This window comes from Rhizobium sp. GR12 (genome assembly GCF_036596185.1).
In the GTDB taxonomy this organism is placed as follows: domain Bacteria; phylum Pseudomonadota; class Alphaproteobacteria; order Rhizobiales; family Rhizobiaceae; genus Agrobacterium; species Agrobacterium nepotum.
In genome coordinates this window covers 30,851-50,144 of record NZ_JASXTH010000003.1, presented here as the reverse complement: position 1 = coordinate 50,144, position 19,294 = coordinate 30,851, and the positions used below count along the sequence as shown (strand labels likewise).

The 19,294-nt window shown below is 58.7% G+C and carries 19 protein-coding genes; 6 read left to right on the top strand and 13 right to left on the bottom strand.

What is annotated here, in order from left to right:
* Positions 1-16: 16 nt before the first annotated feature.
* The 7 genes from QSK43_RS06080 to QSK43_RS06050 are packed head-to-tail and all read right to left on the bottom strand — an operon-like array spanning position 17 to position 7,695.
* Positions 17-1,711, bottom strand: a complete 1,695-nt coding sequence (locus QSK43_RS06080; protein ID WP_332302678.1) for a GMC family oxidoreductase — start codon at positions 1,709-1,711, stop codon at positions 17-19.
* A complete protein-coding gene (locus QSK43_RS06075) occupies positions 1,708-2,505 on the bottom strand; it encodes an ABC transporter permease (protein ID WP_332302677.1) in 798 nt (265 codons plus the stop codon). The genes QSK43_RS06080 and QSK43_RS06075 overlap by 4 nt, the downstream gene beginning before the upstream one ends.
* A 3-nt stretch (positions 2,506-2,508) precedes the next feature.
* Entirely contained in the window at positions 2,509-3,381 is an 873-nt protein-coding gene (locus QSK43_RS06070; protein WP_332302676.1) for an ABC transporter permease, read from the bottom strand.
* A 26-nt stretch (positions 3,382-3,407) separates the two neighbouring features.
* Positions 3,408-4,448, bottom strand: a complete 1,041-nt coding sequence (locus QSK43_RS06065; protein WP_332302675.1) for an ABC transporter substrate-binding protein — start codon at positions 4,446-4,448, stop codon at positions 3,408-3,410.
* A gap of 59 nt (positions 4,449-4,507) precedes the next feature.
* On the bottom strand, positions 4,508-5,812 hold the full coding sequence (locus tag QSK43_RS06060) for an NAD(P)/FAD-dependent oxidoreductase (protein ID WP_332302674.1): 1,305 nt from the start codon (positions 5,810-5,812) through the stop codon (positions 4,508-4,510).
* Between the two features lie 17 nt (positions 5,813-5,829).
* Positions 5,830-6,561: an HAD-IA family hydrolase gene (locus QSK43_RS06055; RefSeq protein ID WP_332302673.1), complete on the bottom strand. Its 732-nt coding sequence runs from the start codon at positions 6,559-6,561 to the stop codon at positions 5,830-5,832.
* A 42-nt stretch (positions 6,562-6,603) separates the two neighbouring features.
* Positions 6,604-7,695: an ABC transporter ATP-binding protein gene (locus QSK43_RS06050; protein WP_332302672.1), complete on the bottom strand. Its 1,092-nt coding sequence runs from the start codon at positions 7,693-7,695 to the stop codon at positions 6,604-6,606.
* A 234-nt stretch (positions 7,696-7,929) separates the two neighbouring features.
* On the opposite strand from QSK43_RS06050, the gene QSK43_RS06045 reads away from it, so the two are divergent.
* Positions 7,930-8,889 (top strand): LysR family transcriptional regulator, encoded by a 960-nt coding sequence (locus QSK43_RS06045; RefSeq protein WP_332302671.1) that lies wholly within the window; start codon positions 7,930-7,932, stop codon positions 8,887-8,889.
* Between the two features lie 224 nt (positions 8,890-9,113).
* On the opposite strand, the gene QSK43_RS06040 is transcribed toward QSK43_RS06045, so the two are convergent.
* Positions 9,114-10,319, bottom strand: coding sequence for a hypothetical protein (locus QSK43_RS06040; RefSeq protein WP_332302670.1), 1,206 nt, complete (start codon positions 10,317-10,319; stop codon positions 9,114-9,116).
* Between the two features lie 382 nt (positions 10,320-10,701).
* Between QSK43_RS06040 and QSK43_RS06035 the strand changes: the two genes are divergently transcribed.
* Entirely contained in the window at positions 10,702-11,808 is a 1,107-nt protein-coding gene (locus tag QSK43_RS06035; protein ID WP_332302669.1) for a Fic family protein, read from the top strand.
* Between the two features lie 102 nt (positions 11,809-11,910).
* Here QSK43_RS06035 and QSK43_RS06030 read toward each other — a convergent pair whose 3' ends face one another.
* A complete protein-coding gene (locus QSK43_RS06030) occupies positions 11,911-12,819 on the bottom strand; it encodes a LysR family transcriptional regulator (protein ID WP_332302668.1) in 909 nt (302 codons plus the stop codon).
* 137 nt (positions 12,820-12,956) lie between these two features.
* Here QSK43_RS06030 and QSK43_RS06025 point away from each other — a divergent pair, with 137 nt between their 5' ends.
* Entirely contained in the window at positions 12,957-13,280 is a 324-nt protein-coding gene (locus tag QSK43_RS06025; RefSeq protein ID WP_332302667.1) for a nuclear transport factor 2 family protein, read from the top strand.
* Positions 13,277-14,065, top strand: a complete 789-nt coding sequence (locus QSK43_RS06020) for an SDR family oxidoreductase (RefSeq protein WP_332302666.1) — start codon at positions 13,277-13,279, stop codon at positions 14,063-14,065. Before QSK43_RS06025 ends, QSK43_RS06020 begins: the two co-directional genes overlap by 4 nt.
* Positions 14,066-14,518: 453 nt before the next feature.
* On the opposite strand, the gene QSK43_RS06015 is transcribed toward QSK43_RS06020, so the two are convergent.
* Entirely contained in the window at positions 14,519-15,457 is a 939-nt protein-coding gene (locus QSK43_RS06015) for an alpha/beta hydrolase family protein (protein ID WP_332302665.1), read from the bottom strand.
* Positions 15,454-16,230, bottom strand: coding sequence for an SDR family oxidoreductase (locus tag QSK43_RS06010; protein ID WP_332302664.1), 777 nt, complete (start codon positions 16,228-16,230; stop codon positions 15,454-15,456). The genes QSK43_RS06015 and QSK43_RS06010 overlap by 4 nt, the downstream gene beginning before the upstream one ends.
* Before the next feature lie 98 nt (positions 16,231-16,328).
* Between QSK43_RS06010 and QSK43_RS06005 the strand changes: the two genes are divergently transcribed.
* Both QSK43_RS06005 and QSK43_RS06000 read left to right on the top strand, forming a co-directional pair.
* Complete coding sequence (locus QSK43_RS06005; protein WP_332302663.1) at positions 16,329-17,228, top strand: helix-turn-helix domain-containing protein; 900 nt, start codon at positions 16,329-16,331, stop codon at positions 17,226-17,228.
* Positions 17,229-17,323: 95 nt separating this feature from the next.
* Positions 17,324-17,656 (top strand): helix-turn-helix domain-containing protein, encoded by a 333-nt coding sequence (locus QSK43_RS06000; RefSeq protein WP_332302969.1) that lies wholly within the window; start codon positions 17,324-17,326, stop codon positions 17,654-17,656.
* A 599-nt stretch (positions 17,657-18,255) separates the two neighbouring features.
* On the opposite strand, the gene QSK43_RS05995 is transcribed toward QSK43_RS06000, so the two are convergent.
* Entirely contained in the window at positions 18,256-18,663 is a 408-nt protein-coding gene (locus QSK43_RS05995) for a VOC family protein (RefSeq protein ID WP_332302662.1), read from the bottom strand.
* Between the two features lie 197 nt (positions 18,664-18,860).
* Positions 18,861-19,145, bottom strand: a complete 285-nt coding sequence (locus QSK43_RS05990; RefSeq protein ID WP_332302985.1) for a hypothetical protein — start codon at positions 19,143-19,145, stop codon at positions 18,861-18,863.
* Positions 19,146-19,294 lie beyond the last annotated feature (149 nt).

The window sequence follows — 19,294 nt, the reverse complement described above, 5'->3', positions numbered from 1 at the left end:
GCTGTCTCCATCGCCGTTATTGCCCGTTGCGGATGAAATCGGCGACGCGCTCGGCGATCATGATTGTCGGTATGTTGGTGTTGGCACAGGGAATGGTCGGCATCAGCGATGCGTCGCACACCCGCAGTCCCTCGACGCCATAGACCCGGCCGGACGGCGAGGTCACGGCCATCGGATCGGCGGGTGCACCCATGCGGCAGGTGCCGGAGGGGTGCCAGGTTCCGCCGACATGCCGGCGGACGAATTCGGTTAATGCCGCATCATCATTGATCAGACCGTCAATGGAGGTCCCGAGTGTGACGGCAGAGTGGATCAGCGCTGCGCGCAGCGGCCCGGCAAGGTCAAGAATTGTCGACAGCGCGCCGCGCTGCAGTGCATTCCAGGCTCCAGGGGCGGCGACTTTCGCGACGCGTGGAGAGTAACTTGAGGGAAAGACTGTCCCTCTATAGCCATTCATATGCGGATCGCGCAGGGTTTGCGCGCCCATGCGCAGCGCCATCTTCAGCCGTTCTAGATCGCGTTCGTCGCACAGCATCCGGAAATCGACTTCGGGTTCGACAAGCGGGTCGGTAGACGCAAGCCTCAAAACGCCGCGCGAATAGGACTTGTTGACCCAGAAGAACAGGCTGCCCATCCGCAGCCCGACTGAATGCCAGCCGGAGCGCGACAAGATCGCTGCGTGCATGTCGCCCTGCGGCGTATCAGGCAGGCCAGAGGAAAAGCGCCAGATTGCCTGTTCGTGGTGTTCGGCCCGGTCGCGCACCCGCATCGATGGTGGCAGGTAAGCGGCGACCGCGATGGACGGGTGCTCCATCAGGTTCCGGCCGATGCCGGAACGCGATGCAATGACCGGAATGCCGAGTGCCGACAGATCGGCGCCGGGGCCGATACCAGAGCGCAAAAGCAAAGCTGGCGAATGGATGGCGCCCGACGCGACGATGACCTCCCGCGCCATGATCGTCCGGGACACAGCACCGGCAATCACGGCGCCAACTGCCCTTATACCGTCGAACAGGATGCGGGTCGCGGTGCTGTCGGTGATAACCAGCAAATTTGGACGACGGCGGACGTGCGGTGTCAGGTAGGCGATTGAGGTGGGCAGGCGCTCGCCGGCGTCGCTGACGGCAATTGCGCCCCGGAAGGTACCGTCCTGCCAGGGACCGTTCTGGTCAGCACGAATCGGGTGGCCGCGCGTCTCAAGTGTCTGCATGACGCGTTCGACGAAGGGCGATATCTTCTCGCTCGTGATCCGACGGATCGTCAGCGGTCCGTCGGTTCCGTGCAGGGGACCGTCGAAATCGCGGTCGGTCTCGATCTTGCGGAAGTAGGGCAGGCAGTCTTCCCAACCCCAGCCATCGGCACCCAGCGCCTGCCATTCCGCGTAGTCGGAGGGTGCGCCGCGATTGGCCATCAACGCATTGATCGCCGAACCGCCGCCAAGGATTTTCGCCTGTTCGTAACGGCGCGGTGTCGGTGGCGCGGTGTTTGATCTGGAATAGCCCATCAGCGAGGTGAGCGAGGACCAGATGTTGCGGGTGTCGAGATAGGCACGGCCGGGATAACGGCTGCGCACCGCTTCGGGAATGTCGCCGGCAGCGATGTTGCGTCCGGCCTCGACCAGAACAACCGTCCTGTGCGGATCTTCCGACAGCCGTGCTGCCAGTACGCAGCCTGCCGAGCCGCCGCCAAGGATCAGGTGATCGGCGATCATGCCACCTTGCCTTGCTTGCGATCGGCGCTGCGGGCATTGAGCGCCACCAGCATTACCAGAATGAAGGAAATCGCCGTCAGCAATGAGCTGATTGCCGCGATCGTCGGGTCGATCTCGTCGCGCAGTGCCGTGAACATTCGTTTGGTCAGCGTCTGGTACTCGCCGCCAGCAATGAACAGCGACACGACGGTCTCGTCAATGGCCGAGATGAAGGCGAACAGCATGCCGGAAATTACGCTCGGGCGGATCTGCGGCAGGGTGACCACGAAGAAGGTGCGCAGCCGGTTCATGCCGAGGCTGCGCGACACCATTTCCTGCGTCGGGTCGAATTTTCGGAGACCCACAAGTACGGAGATGACCACATAGGGAAGGCCGAGCATCGTATTGGCGAGGATCAATCCGGTCATGCTGGCGAGAAGACCCACTTGCGCATAGACGAGGAAGACGCCGACGGCCGTGATCACGATCGGTACGACGAGCGGCAGCAGCAACAGCATCTGCAGGCTGCGCACAAGGCGGGAGGATGTCATGTTTAGCGCATAGGCCGCCGCCGTGCCGAGAATTGTTGCCAGGATAGCACTCGAAACCGAAACGATGAGGCTGACCCGCGTAGCCTGCATCCACGCGGCGTTGCCGAGATAGGCCTCATACCAGCGCAACGACCAGGATGGCGGCGGAAATGTCAGGAAGCGGGCGCTTGAAAACGACATCGGCACAATGATGATGATTGGAATGATCAGCCAGGCGAGAATGAGCGCGACGAAGCCGTAAAGTAAAATGGTGGATATGCGCATGCGTCACCTCGTTCCCATGATGCGTTCAAACGGAATAAGCATGCTTGCCAGCCGGAAGATCAGGAAGACGCAGAGCATCAGCACCACGCTGATCGACGAAGCCGCGCCCCATTCGTTGTAGACCTGGATATTGCGGGACACGAGCATGGAAACCATATAGGTCCGTCCGCCTCCCAGCAGTTCCGGCGTGATGTAGAAGCCGAGGGTCAGGACGAAGACCAGAACCATGCCGGCGATCATTCCGGGCAGCGAAAGCGGCAGGAAGATCCGGGTGAAGACATGCAATGGCGAGCCGCCGAGGCTGGCGCCTGCCATCGTGAGTTCAGGTGGGATCTTCTTCATCGTGGCATAGAGCGGCAAAACCATGAATGGCAGGAGGATATGGATCGTCGCCAGTACCGTGCCGAACTCATTGTTGATCAGCAGCAAGGGCGTGTCGATCAAGCCGGTCTTCTTGAGGGCGGAATTGACGATGCCCGTCCGCTGTAACAGGATGAGCCACGCATAGGCCCTGACCAGTACGCTGGTCCAAAAGGGCAGGAGCACCATTGCCAGAACCAGCACGCTCCACCGCTGGGGCAGGGCCGCCGCCACGTAGGCGAGGGGATAGCCGAGCAGTAGCGTCACGAGCGTCACAACAACGGCGATGCGGAAGGTTTGCAAGAACGTCATCCAGTAGACGGAATCGGTCAAAAACCGTTGGTAGTTTATAACGGTGAATCCGCCGTCCTGCCAGATCGACTGCCAGGCGAGCCAGACAAGCGGTACGATCAGCAACGAGACGATGACGAGAAGCGCCGGCGCGAGAAGCAACAGCATTAGCCGTTGCTCCTTGCGATCATGCTGCATCGATGGATTGTTCGTCGACGTGGTCATCATGACGCTCCTCAATTCACCGGAGATTACTGCTGGATGAAGGATGCCCAGCGCTTCTGTGCTTCCTCGCCTGCGGGCGAAGTCCACCATTCGTCCGACACCAGCACCTGCTTGGCGGCGTTTTCAGGTGAACTTGGCATTTCTGCCGCACGTTCCGGCGAGATCTTGCCAGTTTTGTAGGCTTCAGGGTTGCCCGGACCGTAGTCGATATAGGCGGGAAAGTTGGCCTGGATATCCGGCGTCATGGCCGCATTGACGAACTTGACCGCCGTCTCGAGATTGGGCGCACCCTTCAGGATGCAAAGCGACGTATATTGCAGGAAGCCCTGGTTGAAGGTGTAGCTGATCGGAGCGCCTTCCTTGGCGACTGCGGTCACGCGGCCGTTCCAGGCCATTTCCATATCGACCTCGCCATCGGCGAGAAGTTGCGCCGACTGGGCGCCCGACGTCCACCAGACAGTGACGTAGGGCTTGATTTCTTCGAGCTTCTTGAAGGCGCGGCCGACATCCAGCGGATAGAGCTTGTCGGCCGGGACACCATCTGCGAGAAGTGCGGCCTCAAGTGTTGCCAGCGGGTGGTTACGTAGCGCGCGCGTTCCCGGAAACTTCTTCACGTCCCAAAAATCCGCCCAGGTCTGCGGCGGCGTGTCGCCGAACTTGTCCTTGTTGTAGGCCAGCACGCTGGAATAGAACTCATAGGCAACGGAATAGGCGCTCTTATACTCGGCGGGCATCTTCTCGGCATTGGGGATCTTGGCGAAATCCAGAGGCTCGATCATGCCCTGCTGGCCACCGCGGATGCAGTCTTGCGTCGGCGTATCGATGACATCCCAGATCGGTTTCCCTGTCGCGGTCTGGGTCTTGATGACAGGCCAGGCGTCCGGCGCGCTGTCCTGATTGACGGTTATACCGAGCAATTCAGCGACCGGATCGAGAATGGCTTTGGTCTGTGCCTCCTGATAGGCGCCGCCCTGTGAGACGAACGTGATCTGTTCGGCCGAGGCGATACCGGCGGAAAAAGCGATGGCTGAAGCGGAAAGCACGAGTGTGGAAAGTGTGTGTATCATGTCCGTTCTCCTCTTGTGGTGGGGCTTCGAACCCCGTTTTGATGTTTGAATGCCGGATCTTAGCGCCCGATTGCATCGAGGAACTGGTACCAGCCGGCGACAAGCCGGACAGCAGGTTCCCTGACGGGATAGAAAGGAACGGGTTTGAGCCGTTCAGAAGTCAGAAGCCCGAGATCGGGTCTCTCACCAGCGACGATAGCCGCAATGTGCTTGCCCATATTGGAGGCCAATGCCACGCCGGTACCGTTGTAGCCGACCGCATAGACGATACGGTCATCCAGCCGGCCCGCATGCGGTATGCTGTCCAATGTCATGGCAACCAGACCTGACCAGCGATGGGTGACGTCAACGCCCGCAAGTTCCGGGAACTGCCGTACCATCGCCCGGTGCAGCGCCGAAAAAGCGGCCTTAGAATCAGTTTTGCCGAAGGCGCCGCGACCGCCATAGAGCAGGCGGTCGCCCGTCTTGCGGAACCAGCGCATCATCCGACGGGTTTCGGTGTAGCTGCGGCCGTTCGCCAGCAGCTTTCTGCCCGACAGTCCGGAAAGCGGCGCCGTGGCGATCATTGCCGAACGGAAGGGGATGATGGCCTTGCGTACCGTTGACGTGGCAGGGGTTAGGTCCGAATAGGAATTGGTGGCAATCACCACCTGCCGGGCCGTGACTGTGCCTCCCGGTGTCTCCAGGACTACGCCGGATCCTTCGCGGCGGAGACCCGTCACCGGGGTGTTTTCGAAGACATCGATGCCCGACTTTTTTAGACCGGCAGCGATGCCGAACACGAAATTGAGCGGATGAATGATGCCGCCGTGGGTGTTGAGCATGCCGCCCGGAAAATCTCGTGAGCCGGTCTCCGCCTCCATTTCGGCCGCCGACAAAATGGAGCAGGCGCGATCACCGAGCGCCTGATGCAGCCATTCGGCTTCCTTCTTCAGCGAAGTGAGCGAGACTGCATTATGCGCGCAGCGCAAGGACCCCGTTGGCCGATAATCGGCTGCGGCAATGCCGTAATCCTCGACAAGCTCTCCGACATGATCGATGGCCTCGATGCCGAGATCATGCATACGTCGGGCCGTGTCGATGCCGTAACGTCCGGCAATTTCGGAAAAGGCAAGCCGGAACTTGCCCGAGACCACCCCTCCGTTGCGTCCGCTTGCGCCCCAGCCGATACGGCTTGCTTCCAGCACGACGGCCGACAGGCCGCGGCGAGCAAGGTAGCGTGCCGTTGACAACCCGGTGTAACCGCCGCCGATAATGGCAACGTCGTAGTGACGACCGCCCGACAGCGCACCGAAGACCGGGCGGTCGGCAGCTGTCTCCTGCCAGAGCGAGGCAATGTCAGCGAAAGGAGGATGGGCGGTCATCTTTTTGGGTTCCGTGATCAGGCTGCGCTGGCGGTCTGGACGCCTGCGGCCAATTCGGCATCGACCGCGTCAGCGAGCTGCTTTAGCGAAGAAAAATGGAAATCCGGCTCGGTCAGCACCTTAGGTTCTGGCGTGCCGCCAAAGCCCTGCTGGCCCTGGCGCCGTTCGATCCAGCAGGTCGTGTAGCCCAGTTCTTTTGCTACGCCGATATCGTGATGCTGGCTCTGGGCAACATGTAGGATTTCCGACTGTCTGTAGCCGGAGGCCGATTGGCGGCCCTTGTTGAAAGCGAAGAACTGCGGGTTGGGTTTAGCGCATCCGGCCTCATCGCAGGTAACGCTGTCATGGAAGGGATTGCCCAGCGTTGCCGAATATGCCGAGAAGGCGGTACGGTCTGCATTGGTCATCGCAACCAGCCGGAAGTTCTTGCGCAGACGGGCCAGGGCCTCAACCGAGTCGGAAAACGCCGGCCAGCGCAAGACGGCGAGCTGGAAGGCCTCGGCCGTCGCATCATCCCGCGTCAGGTCGAGTTCTGTTGCCAGCGACAGGTAGACATCCTTCATGGCGAAGGAGGAACGACCGTAGAACTTGTCGCGACCTCGCTTGTAGGGCTCGAAGATAGCATCGTCGGAAGTGCTGGCGGCCCTTTCGCCGCCCAGTGCCCGAACGGCATTCAACACGCCCGTTTCGAAATCGATCAAAGTACCGACGACATCGAAGGTCATGACCTTGAAGTGGGTGAGGTTCATAGTCTTCTTTCCTTGTTGACTGTAAGGTTGGAACGGCAGGTTTTAGAACGCTTCCGGCACCACGATCGTGTCTTCGGGATGCAACGCCACGGTGATGGCATCACCGGGGTTTTTGAGTTGCGACCGGCCGACATGATTGCTGGCAAGCCTGAGGCTGAGGTCGTCGCCGGACGAGAGTTTCAGAAAAACCCGGATGCTTTCGCCCTGATAAAGCGTTTCCGTCACGGTTCCTGTCAGTCGGTTGACGCCGGCTGCTTCGCTGCCATCGGCGACGACGAGCTTTTCGGAGTGGACCGCAAGATGCAGACGGGCGTTCGGGGGGACGGCGTGCGACGTGCGCAGGACGATATCGCCAAGCCGGACCGTGTCGTCGCTGGCGCGCGTGACTGGCAACAGCGTCGCCTCGCCGATAAATCGGGCCACAAAAGAATCGACCGGGTGGTCGTGAAGCTGCTCAGGCGTATCAACCTGCACAAACTTTCCCTTGTTCATAATGGCGACGCGGTCGCTCATCGTCAAAGCTTCGCGCTGATCATGGGTGACATAGATGATGGTGGCGCCCAGCTTCTTGTGTAACCGCTTGAGTTCGATCTGCATGGATTCGCGCAATTGCTTGTCGAGCGCCGACAGCGGCTCGTCCATCAGGATCAGCCCCGGCTCGAAGATCATGGCGCGGGCAAGCGCAACCCGCTGGCGCTGGCCGCCGGAAAGCTCGTGGATGCGGCGCTGTTCGTATCCGGCGAGTTCGACCATATCCAGAGCCTGGCGCAACTTTTCAGGCCAGCTGGATTTCGGTAGTCGGCGCGCCCGCAACGGAAATGTGATGTTCTCGGCGACGCTCATATGCGGGAAGAGTGCGTAGTTCTGGAAGACTATTCCTATGTCGCGCTTGTGTGGCGGCTCGAATGTAATATCCCGTTCCCCGAGCCAGATTGAGCCCGATGTCGGTTGCACAAAGCCGCCGAGGATTCCCAGAAAGGTTGTCTTGCCCGAACCCGAGGGGCCGAGAATGGAGACGAATTCTCCTGCGGCGACTTCCAGGCTGACATTGTCCAGCGCCTGGAAGATTCCATAACTCTTGTTTGCCGAGCGGATAGATACGCCCACGCGCTCTGATTTTTTCGAAACAATCATTTGATTCCACTGCAAAATTAATGCGCGCTTAGGTTTTACGAACCCGCGCTGCATTCGCTGTTGAGCAGAAACTTGAACATATCTGTCGTGCACGGGCGCTACTTGCCCCGCACCTTTACATGTCCTGTTCCCCGATTTTCATTGAAGGTCTTTCGCCTTCTGTGATCGATAGAAGACCAAAGAAAGGCCATGTCCGCAATTGAAAAAAAGTTCAGAACGATGTTACACAATGTAATGAACAATTTGCGCCGAACCCTGCCATCCATGAACGGCCTGTTTACTTTCGAGGCGGCTGCACGCTGCGGTAATTTCTCCAGGGCAGCCGACGAGCTCAACGTAACGCCGGCTGCCGTCAGCCGGATGATCGCGCGTCTGGAAGAGCATCTCGATACGGTGCTGTTTGTTCGCCAGTCGGGGGGCGTCGGCCTGACGGAATCCGGCAGGCTGCTGTTCGATGCAATCGCCCGGGGCTTTTCGGGAATCGAAAATGCTCTGCGCGAGATCGAGGACCGCCGCATCGGTATCCAGACGGTCTCCTTGTCGGTCTCCACCGGTTTCACCACGCATTGGATGATGCCGCGCATGCCGGAATTCAAGAAGCATTTTCCGACTGTCGATCTGCGCTTCCAACTGGTGATGGGCGCGCTGGCGGGGCCGGTCAACGATGTCGATTTCGGCATGCGCTTTGTCAACGGTTCGGATGAGCGGCATGAAGCTGCCTTCATCATGCCGGAAATTCTGATCCCGATCTGCAGCCCGTCGTATCGGGAAAGTCATGGACAGGATGGCGGCGAAGTCAAGCGGACCCCCGACACCACGATCAATCTCAGCGACGCCCAGCCGAACTGGTCCACCCTCTTTTCTCCGGCAAACGAGGGCGATGCGGTCAATTCGATGATCTTTTCAGACTATGCCATCGTGGTGCAGGCAGCACTTCTGGGACAGGGAGTGGCGCTCGGCTGGCTGAACGTGGTTGCGCATTGGCTGCGAACCCAGACACTGGTGCCGGCGCGCGAGCATCTGATGACAACAGGCCGCCAATGCCATCTCGTCCGTCTGCGGGACAAGCCGGTGCGCGACATCGTCATGCAGGTTCGCGACTGGATGATCGCCGAGCTGAATGACGACATCGTTGCAGTGGACAGGCTCTATCCGGATTTGGGCCTCAGGCCGGAGAGTTGGTCTAAGATTTGATTGCGGATGATGCTTCGAACGAAAGTCAACATGCGCTGACCCCCTAAAATCTCATGATTAAAGAACTACGTGGGCGCCACGTTTGCATTTCGCGTTGTGCCACCTGATCTCATCCAGGGTGTTGACTGGAAATCTCTTTTGGCGGTGTGGGCGGATCGCTCCGAAATGGAAAAGTGGGCCAAATCCGTGCGATAATCAACAGCCCCGTGGCATTTTATAAGAGATCAGGTCTGTTCCGCTCTGGGGGTACTCAAAGCCATCAGCATCTTGACAAATGACGTGATCTTCGCCTGAAGCAATCTGACAACCGTGGCCAGTGGCCCGCCGCGACGCATTTCCCGGTCGAACAGGTAACTTAGCCCGATAATGACTACGCTCACCAGCACAGCGTGAAGAATGGCCGATTCAAGGGTGTCCGGCGTATCGGGCCAAGCGTACAGGATCATGTTGCCGAAGGCGAAGGTGAACAGGCTGGTACGTCCGAAAAACACGAGCTTTTCCAGCTTCTTCTTTCCCTCGTGAGACAATCCCTGAGTGGCGAGCACGGCCAGGGAGGTAAGGGCAACCGCGCCGCAAAGGCCGGCAGCAAAATAAAGCGGGTCGCTATCCATTCGCAGCGACATGTCGCCAAGTTCGGCCAACAAACTTTCACGGCTTAAAAGAGCACCAAGTGCTAATGCCAGAGTTGAGGCGGCTAACAGAAACGAGGCTCTTTTAGCAATACTGCCCGTTGCTGCAGGTCGAGCGGCTCGGTCACCTGCGATGAGCCTCCCAAACGCCATTCCTCCAATGATCAGGCTAAGTCCGTGAAGGATCGACGGGCCGCCGAGCTTAGCGTCGCCAATACCAAACAAAAAAGTCGTTACCCTCTCTGCGTACATGCTCATCTGAAAATCGATAGGGCTCGGCAATCCCCGAAGGATCGGGTGGGCTGCATGGACTGCGACCGCGGCAAAGAGAAGCGGCAGCAGGCCGGTTCTGTTGCGCAACAGCAATAGGATTGGGGCAATGAAAAGAACGACGGCATAGAATTTCAGAATGTCGGTGAATGGTGTAACTCCCAGGAGCATCATGGTCGCGATCGAGAATTTCAGCGAATATCCGTCTGGGACCAGATACAGCGCTACGACCGACAGGCAGTATAGCAGCCAGCATTGTATGGCACGCGAAAACAGCCGCATGGCAACCAGCCCCTGCTCACCCGGGACAAATTTGGGCCGATAGATGATTTCGAGCATCGTGCCGAAGAGCAGGATGAAGATCGGCGTCGCCAGCGCCATCAGCGCGCGCAATAAGTCTGCAGACGGGCCGCTCCAGAAGTGATCCATTGCGGTGACGACCCAGACATGACTGAGCATTGCAAAAAAGATTGCGACCGACCGGGTGAGATCTATCCCGACGATCCTCGAAATTGCTGCGGTACCCGCCATGACAAGCTCTTTCAACCGAATCTAGGATATTGCAACGCAATAAGGATGGCCTAAATGAGGCTTAGGCAACCGTTAATACCTCGCAAGCAGCCAAAGAAGCCAGCTAAAGCCCCGAGGCCTTCGTCAGGTTAACTCGAAACCGGTCCAGCCGTCGTTGATGCCGCCGCGTCTTCTCCGCGGTCGTGTGCCCCCTCGGCACCAGTGCCGAGAGTGAGCGGAAATAGGGGCGCCCGTTAACAAAATATGTTTAGGGCAAGAGGTTACCTGTCGATTGCTTCGTCTTGAATGGAGAATCGCAGCTTGTGGTGCTGAGCGATAGACGGACTTGCAATAGCTCATATATGGCAATAATTATGAGTTATAGAGAGGGATGCTATAACTCATGAAATGGAACTGGCAAAACACTGATTGGCCAAACTTCAGATACGACACCGCAAGCCTGGTACCGTTGGAGCAGAAATTCCTGCAGTCCGCCGGCGAGATTATCGGTGCTGTTCGACATTTCAACGAGGACGACAGCAACCAACTTCGCATTGAGTTGCTGAGCGACGAAGCGGTCAAGACCTCAGAGATTGAGGGGGAATTTCTGGACCGCGTGAGTGTCCAGTCGTCACTCCGCCGACAGTTCGGGCTAAGCACTGATGATAGACAGATCCGCCCCCAAGAGCGGGGGATCGCCGAGATGATGGCGGATGTCTATCGAAGCTGGCATGGGCCGCTGCGTCATGAGGGACTGTTCCACTGGCATTCAATGCTGATGGCGGGAAACCGATATATTGAAACGGTTGGTGCTTACCGCACGCATGAAGACGCCATGCAGATCGTGTCAGGTCGATTGGACAAGCCCACCATCCACTTCGAGGCTCCCCCGTCTCGCCGGGTTGCCGCTGAGATGGAGACCTTCATCACATGGTTCAATCAATCCGGGCCAGATGGTCAAATGTCGCTTCAAGCTTTAACGCGCGCAGCAGTAGGCCATCTTTATTTTGAAAGCATACATCCATTTGAGGATGGCAACGGCCGAATTGGGCGTGCGCTCGCTGAGAAATCCCTTGCGCAAAACATAGGGCAACCAAGTCTCATTTCACTCGCCTTCACAATCGAGAAGAGCCGGAAGGCCTACTACTCAGAGCTTGAGCGGCACCAGCGCACGCTTGATATCACCGACTGGATCATTTTCTTTTCAGAAACGATCCTGGATGCTCAACGGGCGACGCTTGAGCGCATCGATTTCTTCATGCAGAAAGCAAAGTTCTATGATCGTTTTCGGGGCCAGCTCAACGAGCGGCAGGAAAAGGTAGTCGCGCGCATCTTCAAGGAAAGCACGGCAGGCTTCAAGGGGGGGCTAAGTGCCGAAAACTACATTTCAATCACAGACACATCCCGCGCTACAGCAACACGCGACCTTCAGCAACTCGTGGAGATCGGTGCACTTACGCGTACGGGTGAACGTCGACATACCCGGTACTGGCTGTCATTGCAGAAATAAATTGCTGCCAGTCCAATGAACTCCACCAAAGTCATTATTCAGGTGACCGGCTGTTCGATTCCGCTCAAGGCGTGAAATGGTTCACCAGGGGCCGCAGGATAGTCACCCACCTGGAGCTTGACGTGAAAGCTCTCGAGCTAGCTCAAGGAAAGCTCTAACACCTGCCGAAAGGTTCCTGCGTCCGGGATAGTACAGGCTGAGCCCGGGATACGGCGGCGTCCAGTCTTCCAGTATTCGGATAACGCGGCCGGCCCGGATTTCCGGCAGAATGTCCTGTTCGAAGATGTAGCCGATGCCAGTGCCCTTGAGAATGGCGGTTCTCGTAAGGCTCGCCTCATCGAGCGTAATGGGGCCACGTACATCGACGTGCAACTGCTCGCCGTCTTTTTCGAAACGCCACCGAAACAGGGAGCCGTCCGGCAACCGAACCCGGATGCATCTGTGAGTGAATAAATCCGGAGGAATAGCCGGGGTGCCGTACCTTTCGAAATACTCCGGAGAACCGACAACCGCGTGCCGTTGGGGGCGGCCAAGTGAAACAGCAATCATGTCGCTTGGAACGAGGTCTGCAACCCTGATGCCCAGATCAAAACCATCCCGGACGATATCGACCATTTTACCTTCCGTGACGATATCGACATGCATATCGGGATAAAGGCTCAGGAACTCCAGAACGAGCGGTGAGATGATAGCGCGCGCAGCAAATGGCGCCGCGTTGATCCTTATCGTCCCGGACGGTGTTTCACGTTGCTCGCGCACGGCCTCCAGGACCGCGCGGAGATCCTGAAGCAAGGGAGCGACTTGCTGGATGAAGAGCCGACCTGCATCCGTCAGCGAAACACTCCGCGTCGTGCGGTTGAACAATCTCACTCCCAACCCTGCCTCGAGCCTGCCTATCGTGTGGCTCAAAGCGGTGGTCGAAATGCCGAGATCGATGGCTGCTGCCCGGAATGACCCGCGCCGGGCAATTCCGACGGCTGCCTCCAACTCCTTCACGCTCGGTTGGTTCATTGTCCCGATTTTCTCATTACCGCATGCCGGTTTATCCCACTTATCCGCGCGATGGTCGAGAGTTAAATATGACGAAGCGGATGACCATTCGAACATCTTGCGGTCGATCCCGTCGTAATGCAGAGGAAAACACTTTCATGCCAGCACTACCCCATCCCATAGCCGATTATGTCGAGGCCAACGCAAAACTCGATTTGGGCGGCATGCTGAAACCCTTCGCCTCCGACGCGATCGTCCTGGACAATGGACACCGCTATGAGGGTCACACCGAGCTGAAAACCTTGCTCCAAGAGGCAGTAGGCGTGAAGGCGATCTTCACACCGGATACCGTCCGACATGAAAACGGTCAGGTCGTGGTCGAAGGCCCTGCCCATGGCGACTTCAAAGGCAGCCCGATCCGTTTCACCTATCGTTTCACGCTTGAAGACGACGCCATCCAAACCCTGGAGATCACTGCATGAATATCAAACCTGATCCAACCGAATTCGCTGGAAAGCGCGTTCTCATCAGCGGCGGCACAAAGGGTACGGGCCGCGCCACCGTAGCGCGGTTTCTGGCGGGTGGCGCCCGGGTGATCACTGCCGCCCGCGGAGCCCCAGAGACCGTCGACGGCGTGGAGTTCATCGAGACGGACCTGGCAACCGCCAAGGGCGGAGAGGTCCTGGCCAAGGCGGCGCTTGAGCGTTTCGGCGGGATCGATATTCTGGCTCACGTTCTTGGTGGATCCTCCACGCCGGGCGGAGGCTTCGTCGCCCTGACGGACGACCACTGGCTGTCCGAACTGAACCTGAATCTCCTGGCAGCCGTTCGACTTGATCGTCTTCTGATCCCGCAGATGATAGAACGTGGCAGCGGCGCGGTGGTGCACGTCACCTCCATTCAATCGGTACTTCCTCTGCCTGAGGCCACCACCGCCTATGCGGCGGCCAAGGCAGCGCTTAAGACATACAGCAAGTCGATCTCCAAGGAGCTTGGTCCCAAAGGCGTGCGAGTCAACGTCGTTTCCCCCGGCTGGATCATGACCGAGTCGTCCGTGGACCTGCTGAAACGACTGCAGGCCGCCAACGGCGGCACGATTGAGGACGCGCGGCAGGTGATTCTTGACAGCCTTGGCGGCATCCCGATCGGGCGTCCGGCTGATCCCCATGAGGTCGCCGACCTTATCGCCTATCTGGCCTCGGATCGCGCCGCCGCGATCAACGGCGCCGAGTTTGTCATTGACGGCGGCACTATTCCGACTGTCTGAGGGCAAACCCCGACGTTTGTACTCTCTGCGGACATCGGGAAACACGGCGCAGGCTCCGTCCCTGCCTGACGTCCCGACCATCAGCTCGAAAATTGACAGGCCGCGGGATCGTATCCGTTCAAGACCTTGGATTTAGACTTGATAGTTAGGCTTAGCCGGCCCGAAATAGGGGAGGGGTCGTTTGCAACATCACGGTAGATTACGGAGACACCATCCCATGTAACCGAAAATCCGATCGACAAGCGCTTTTGAAAGCTTGTGACTGATGGAGGCAGAACCAGTAATGCTACTATCGATATGAAGGATATTCATGTCACCTTCCTTGATATTGGCATCTTCTACCCGGGAGGAGCCATCGGGGTTTCTGGCCCGCCTACAAAGCGATCTAACCCATGGGAATAGACCACTGATTGGAGGGGTTATTGCCCAGACGGAACGAAGATGATGACGAACTTATCGGACGATGATGCTCGAGACGGCAGACGCCGGGCCTTCGATCGCGGCGCGCGCTTTGGCCCAAGCAGAATGGTCGACGTCCAGCGCTGTCTGAAGCCATGGTAGCGTCAGGCGTTTCGCGGCTTCCAGCACGTCCGGGTCTTCCGTCTCAGTTTCCTTGGCATCAAGGCCTGCGATACCGCCAAGCCCATGTCCGACGCCGTGCAGCATCAGAAGTGCGTCTGCGCCCGGCGCATCGTGAAAAGCATCCGTATGCCACTCGGGCCCTCGCGTGGTGAATTGCGGATCGTCGGCATCACCGCAGACGACGAGACTGCGTATCGTCAATGTCGAGAAATCGACGTCGAAAAACGGAAAGCGGGCAGCATTCTCCTCGGTCATATCTTTCCCGCCATGTCCGGGAGCCGCCAACAGGATGCCGGCCGAGATGCGGGGATCGGAGAAATCTTCCCCACTCAACCGCGCACCCATTAGCAGCCCGACGGTGTGACCACCGAAAGAATGACCGGCTGCAGCGATCCGCGAATGATCCATCCGTCCTGCAACGGCAGGCGCCTGACGTTCCACCTCCGGCAATTGGTCGAGGATCACCTTCAACTCATCGACGCGCTGGCGCCAAAAGAAAGGCGCACCGGGTGCGTCGGCGGGCAGGCCGCCGACGCGCGAACTGGCGTGAGTGGGCTGGATGACAGCGAAGCCGCGCTCGGCCCAGAACTGTGCAAGCGGCGCATAGCCGTCCTTCGAGGGAAGATAGCTGGACGGCCCGAATCCGTGCGACAGCAGCGCGATCGGAAGATCGCTTCCGACCGCCGGTGCGGTCAGCCTCAGTTCAAGCGGTTGACGGCCCTCCATCGGGAGACGGATCGGCGTATAGGCGACGGTGGGCGCGGCCTCGGGTGTAGGGATGTGTCGCGAAAGATCGATAAGATTGTTCAAGACTGGCCTTCCTTCTGCGTCACGGCTTGGCCGACTTCGCGAAACCATCTCTGCGCATCCGCGCCAGCTGGAGTTTTCATCGGCGCGTCCGGTTCCGTAACGACACGCCAGACGGCTTGTGCCACGTCTTCCGGGGTTGTGAATTCAGTGCCGGACCGCAGCGTTGTCAGATAATCCTGAACGAATGCGGCATAGGGTTCGGGGATATTCATGCCCATACGGGCGACAGCATTCTTCCCGAAGCCGGTAGTCGGCGCGGAACCCGGCAGAACCAGTTTAGTGCGGACACCAAACAAGTCAGCCTCGAGAGCGAGGCTTTCTGTAAAGGCATTCAAGGCTGCCTTGCTGGCGCTATAGACTGACAGCGCCGGAAGCGGTTTGATGGTGACGCTGGAACTGACATTGACGATGACGCCGGACTGGCGGTCTCGCATCTGTGGAAGAACCGCCTTGGTCATGGCCATTGCCCCGAAGACGTTGGTCTCGAACAGTTCGCGGATCTTCGACATCTCCGTGCCTTCCAGCACACTGAGCATACCGACGCCAGCATTGTTGACCAAAGCATCAATTGGGCCCGCAGCTTCGACCGCATCCGCTATGCTCTCCACGTCGGTCACATCCAGCGCGAGGACTCTAAGGCTGTCATGAGAAGGGAGCAAATCGTTGCGCAGCGTGCGCATGGTGGCAATGACGTCCCACCCTTCGGAAAGAAATGTCTTGGCGATAGCAAGACCGAAGCCGGAAGAGCAGCCTGTGATAAGGATCTTTGGCATGTGATTGTCTCCTAGATGAGGTTTCCCGTCTAAGATGGACTCCCATGACCGGACTTGATATCTTCATTTGTCCGGGTTCTTTTAGAAAAAGTCCGAAAATGACCGATCCAGTGGCCGAAGTCGTCTCTTTGCTCCAGCCGACCCCCTCGATCTCCAAACTGGTGACCGGCGGAGGTCAGTGGCTTGTCGAGCGCAAGGAGCTTGGAAGCCCTTTCTATTGCGCCATTGCGGAAGGGCGCTGCCTGATGACGATCACGGGCCGCGAGCCAATGGTGCTGACAACGGGCAACTTCGTGCTTGTTCCGGAAATCTTCTCGTTCACGATGAGCAGTCTGGATCCGCCGCCTCGCGGAGCGCTTGCCCAGCGACTTGAAACCAGTCCGGGCGTCTTCCGCCTGGGAGACGCTGACGCGTTGCCCGAGGTGGTGGCGATGGTCGGCCATTGTGCTTTCGGCTCGAACGAAAGGACACTCCTCGTCTCGCTGTTGCCGGAGGTCATCCATATCAGTGGCGAGGAGCGCCTGATGCTGCTTGTCCGAATGATCAACGACGAGACCAGAGCCGACCGAACGGCGCGCGACATGGTGCTTCGCCGGCTGTTGGAGGTTCTGTTGATCGAAGCGCTCCGATCGGCGGGCGGGGCTGCGGCGGCGCCCGGGCTGTTGCGCGGTATGGCCGATCCGCTGCTGGCACCGACCTTGCGCCGGATCCACGCGGATCCGGGACGCAGCATGACGGTCGAAGCCTTGGCGCAGGATGTCGCAATGTCGCGATCAACCTTCTTCGATCGGTTCCGCCGTGAGGTTGGCGTTGCTCCGATGGAATACGCAACCGGCTGGCGCATGGCGCTTGCGAAGGAACTTCTTCGCAAAGATGTGGCCACGGCCGAGATCGCACAACGGGTCGGCTACGGCTCGGCGAGCGCGTTCAGCGTTGCGTTTGCCCGCCACGTTGGAGAGCCGCCCGGCGCCTATGCAAGACGAGCTGCGCACGGATAGACATTTTACAGGCATCAGCGATATGCGCCGCCAGCGACGCGCAGCAATTTTACATCGGCGTCTGGCATTCCCGCCTCAGCTATCTCGGCTGAAAAATCGCACATCGATCTTTCACACGGGCGGCCGAACATCTCGATATGACGCAAGCGGGCGTCAGTCAGCATGTCGGGCGGCTCGAACAGGAACTCGGGCCGTTCGTGCTGCGACGTCCGCGCAATATCGAACTGACGCCGGCCGGCCGCTATCACGCCGGCGGCGAGACAGCGTTCAAGGCGCAGATCAAGCGGATCGAGGAGGCGGCGGTCGACAGCATCTATTCCGCTCTGAGGCTTCGAGGAACGGATGAATGGACGGAAGCTCTGGTCAAGGAAAAGGCGAGCAACTTTGTTACGACCCTGCTGACATTATTCACCTACGATCTCGCGTGAACGGCAGCGCTTTCTCACCAGGAACTATGATGAGTCAGTCGCCGGTATGATCGGGCCTGGACGTCCAGGGGAATGAACGCGGCAGTTTGGGTTCAACAACTTCGCTTGATTGGCTGTCGCAAGGCTTAAGATCGGGGAGTATGTCACGAAGAGCCTGCCCCTGAGGATGAGTGCCGGCGACCTCAAGAAAATCCGATATTGTCCACCGCGTTTCGGCCCCGCCAGCGGCGGGGCTGGCTCGATGAATCACGGTATACCCGGGCATAGTCGCGTCACGCTCCAAAAACCACCTGTCGCCATTCGAGCTTACTGAGAACTCTTTAGGTCCTTTTGGCATTCCTCGCTCCTTAAATTCACGGCATCATTCTCGTGAAGAATGCTCGGGCTAGCGGGGCGGGTAAAGCGGTTTTGCAAGAACGTCACTGAGCTCACGTTCCGAGAATGGTTTTGGGGCGACCGCTATCGAACGAAGACCGCTACGGACACCGTCAAGCCATATCCAGTCGTGAAGGCAAACTGTTGAAGGCACTCCGGGGCTTCCCGCGACAGACGCGCGACATGGTGAAGGCGAGCCGCCAGCTGTGCAACCTTGCACTATTTCACTCCGGCTTCTGGCATACCGCTTCGACGTTCACGCCGTCGGCGTCGATCACGAACGCAGCATAATAGGCCGCGTGATAATGGGGTCGGATGCCGGGCGGGCCGTTGTCACGGCCGCCTTGCGCCATCGCCGCGCGGTAGAAGGCCTCCACCGCTGCTCTGCTTTCGGCCTGGAACGCGATATGAATGCCCGCCCCCCGCTGACCCTCTGCAGACGCACGACGGCTGTCGCTGGACAGCCAGAAGAACGGCTTTCGGCTGGTGCCATAACCGATCCCGTGATAGCCACCGGTTTGTTCGGGCGTCACTTCCATCACCTTCACGATGCCGAGCGGTTTGAGCGCAGCATCGTAAAACTGGCGTGCGTCTTCGATTTCTGCGGGGCTGATACCCATATGATCGATCATCACTATGCCTCCTTTGTAGCATTTCCTCCCGCCTTGTAGCGTGTCCGGCTGAAGGCTTAATTGCGTCATATCAAGCTGGGGTGCATCGTCAGCCGCGACCATTGCCGAACTTCGTCGTGCCGACTGAGGACGCCATCGGCGGCGCGCAAATAATCCGCATCGATTGGGAAAACCGCACTCTGACCGGCGCGTCGGAATCACGCAAGGACGGGATTGCATCTGGCTTTTGATAGGAGAGAAAAGCCGCCCCAGAACGAAATAGCTTCATAAGCACTGAAGCCGGTCTCCATCACCTCCGCATAGCCGGCAACCTCCTGCTCGTCGGGTGTCGTAAACGACCCCAGGCGAATGTTTGACAGCAGCTTTTCCACCTCCCGGTCGGTGAGCCGTGCCCTTCGATACGTGTGGAGGAACCGACGCTTTCGATCGTGGCACACGCCGAAGGCTGGACAGCCGCTCAGGCGCGCTTCGGCCGATCGCACGCCAGGCACCCTTGAATTCGTCGATTTCGGCGATCAGCGACAGGATTTCGGGCGTGATGCGGACGGTCGCCGTGTTTAGAAATTCCACTTGCTCATCCATTCCCATCCAATTCCCTCGACGCTGTCATGCACTGTTTATCCATCCGTTT

What these genes read in the sequence shown, in the direction of transcription:
- QSK43_RS05995 (WP_332302662.1), bottom strand. Translation starts at nt 18,663, where the DNA reads ATGATCGATCATATGGGTATCAGCCCCGCAGAAATCGAAGACGCACGC.
- QSK43_RS06055 (WP_332302673.1), bottom strand. Translation starts at nt 6,561, where the DNA reads ATGAACCTCACCCACTTCAAGGTCATGACCTTCGATGTCGTCGGTACT.
- QSK43_RS06030 (WP_332302668.1), bottom strand. Translation starts at nt 12,819, where the DNA reads ATGAACCAACCGAGCGTGAAGGAGTTGGAGGCAGCCGTCGGAATTGCC.
- QSK43_RS06075 (WP_332302677.1), bottom strand. Translation starts at nt 2,505, where the DNA reads ATGCGCATATCCACCATTTTACTTTACGGCTTCGTCGCGCTCATTCTC.
- QSK43_RS06045 (WP_332302671.1), top strand. Translation starts at nt 7,930, where the DNA reads ATGAACAATTTGCGCCGAACCCTGCCATCCATGAACGGCCTGTTTACT.
- QSK43_RS06020 (WP_332302666.1), top strand. Translation starts at nt 13,277, where the DNA reads ATGAATATCAAACCTGATCCAACCGAATTCGCTGGAAAGCGCGTTCTC.
- QSK43_RS06060 (WP_332302674.1), bottom strand. Translation starts at nt 5,812, where the DNA reads ATGACCGCCCATCCTCCTTTCGCTGACATTGCCTCGCTCTGGCAGGAG.
- QSK43_RS06065 (WP_332302675.1), bottom strand. Translation starts at nt 4,448, where the DNA reads ATGATACACACACTTTCCACACTCGTGCTTTCCGCTTCAGCCATCGCT.
- QSK43_RS06040 (WP_332302670.1), bottom strand. Translation starts at nt 10,319, where the DNA reads ATGGCGGGTACCGCAGCAATTTCGAGGATCGTCGGGATAGATCTCACC.
- QSK43_RS06050 (WP_332302672.1), bottom strand. Translation starts at nt 7,695, where the DNA reads ATGATTGTTTCGAAAAAATCAGAGCGCGTGGGCGTATCTATCCGCTCG.
- QSK43_RS06025 (WP_332302667.1), top strand. Translation starts at nt 12,957, where the DNA reads ATGCCAGCACTACCCCATCCCATAGCCGATTATGTCGAGGCCAACGCA.
- QSK43_RS06010 (WP_332302664.1), bottom strand. Translation starts at nt 16,230, where the DNA reads ATGCCAAAGATCCTTATCACAGGCTGCTCTTCCGGCTTCGGTCTTGCT.
- QSK43_RS06080 (WP_332302678.1), bottom strand. Translation starts at nt 1,711, where the DNA reads ATGATCGCCGATCACCTGATCCTTGGCGGCGGCTCGGCAGGCTGCGTA.
- QSK43_RS06070 (WP_332302676.1), bottom strand. Translation starts at nt 3,381, where the DNA reads ATGACCACGTCGACGAACAATCCATCGATGCAGCATGATCGCAAGGAG.
- QSK43_RS06005 (WP_332302663.1), top strand. Translation starts at nt 16,329, where the DNA reads ATGACCGATCCAGTGGCCGAAGTCGTCTCTTTGCTCCAGCCGACCCCC.
- QSK43_RS06035 (WP_332302669.1), top strand. Translation starts at nt 10,702, where the DNA reads ATGAAATGGAACTGGCAAAACACTGATTGGCCAAACTTCAGATACGAC.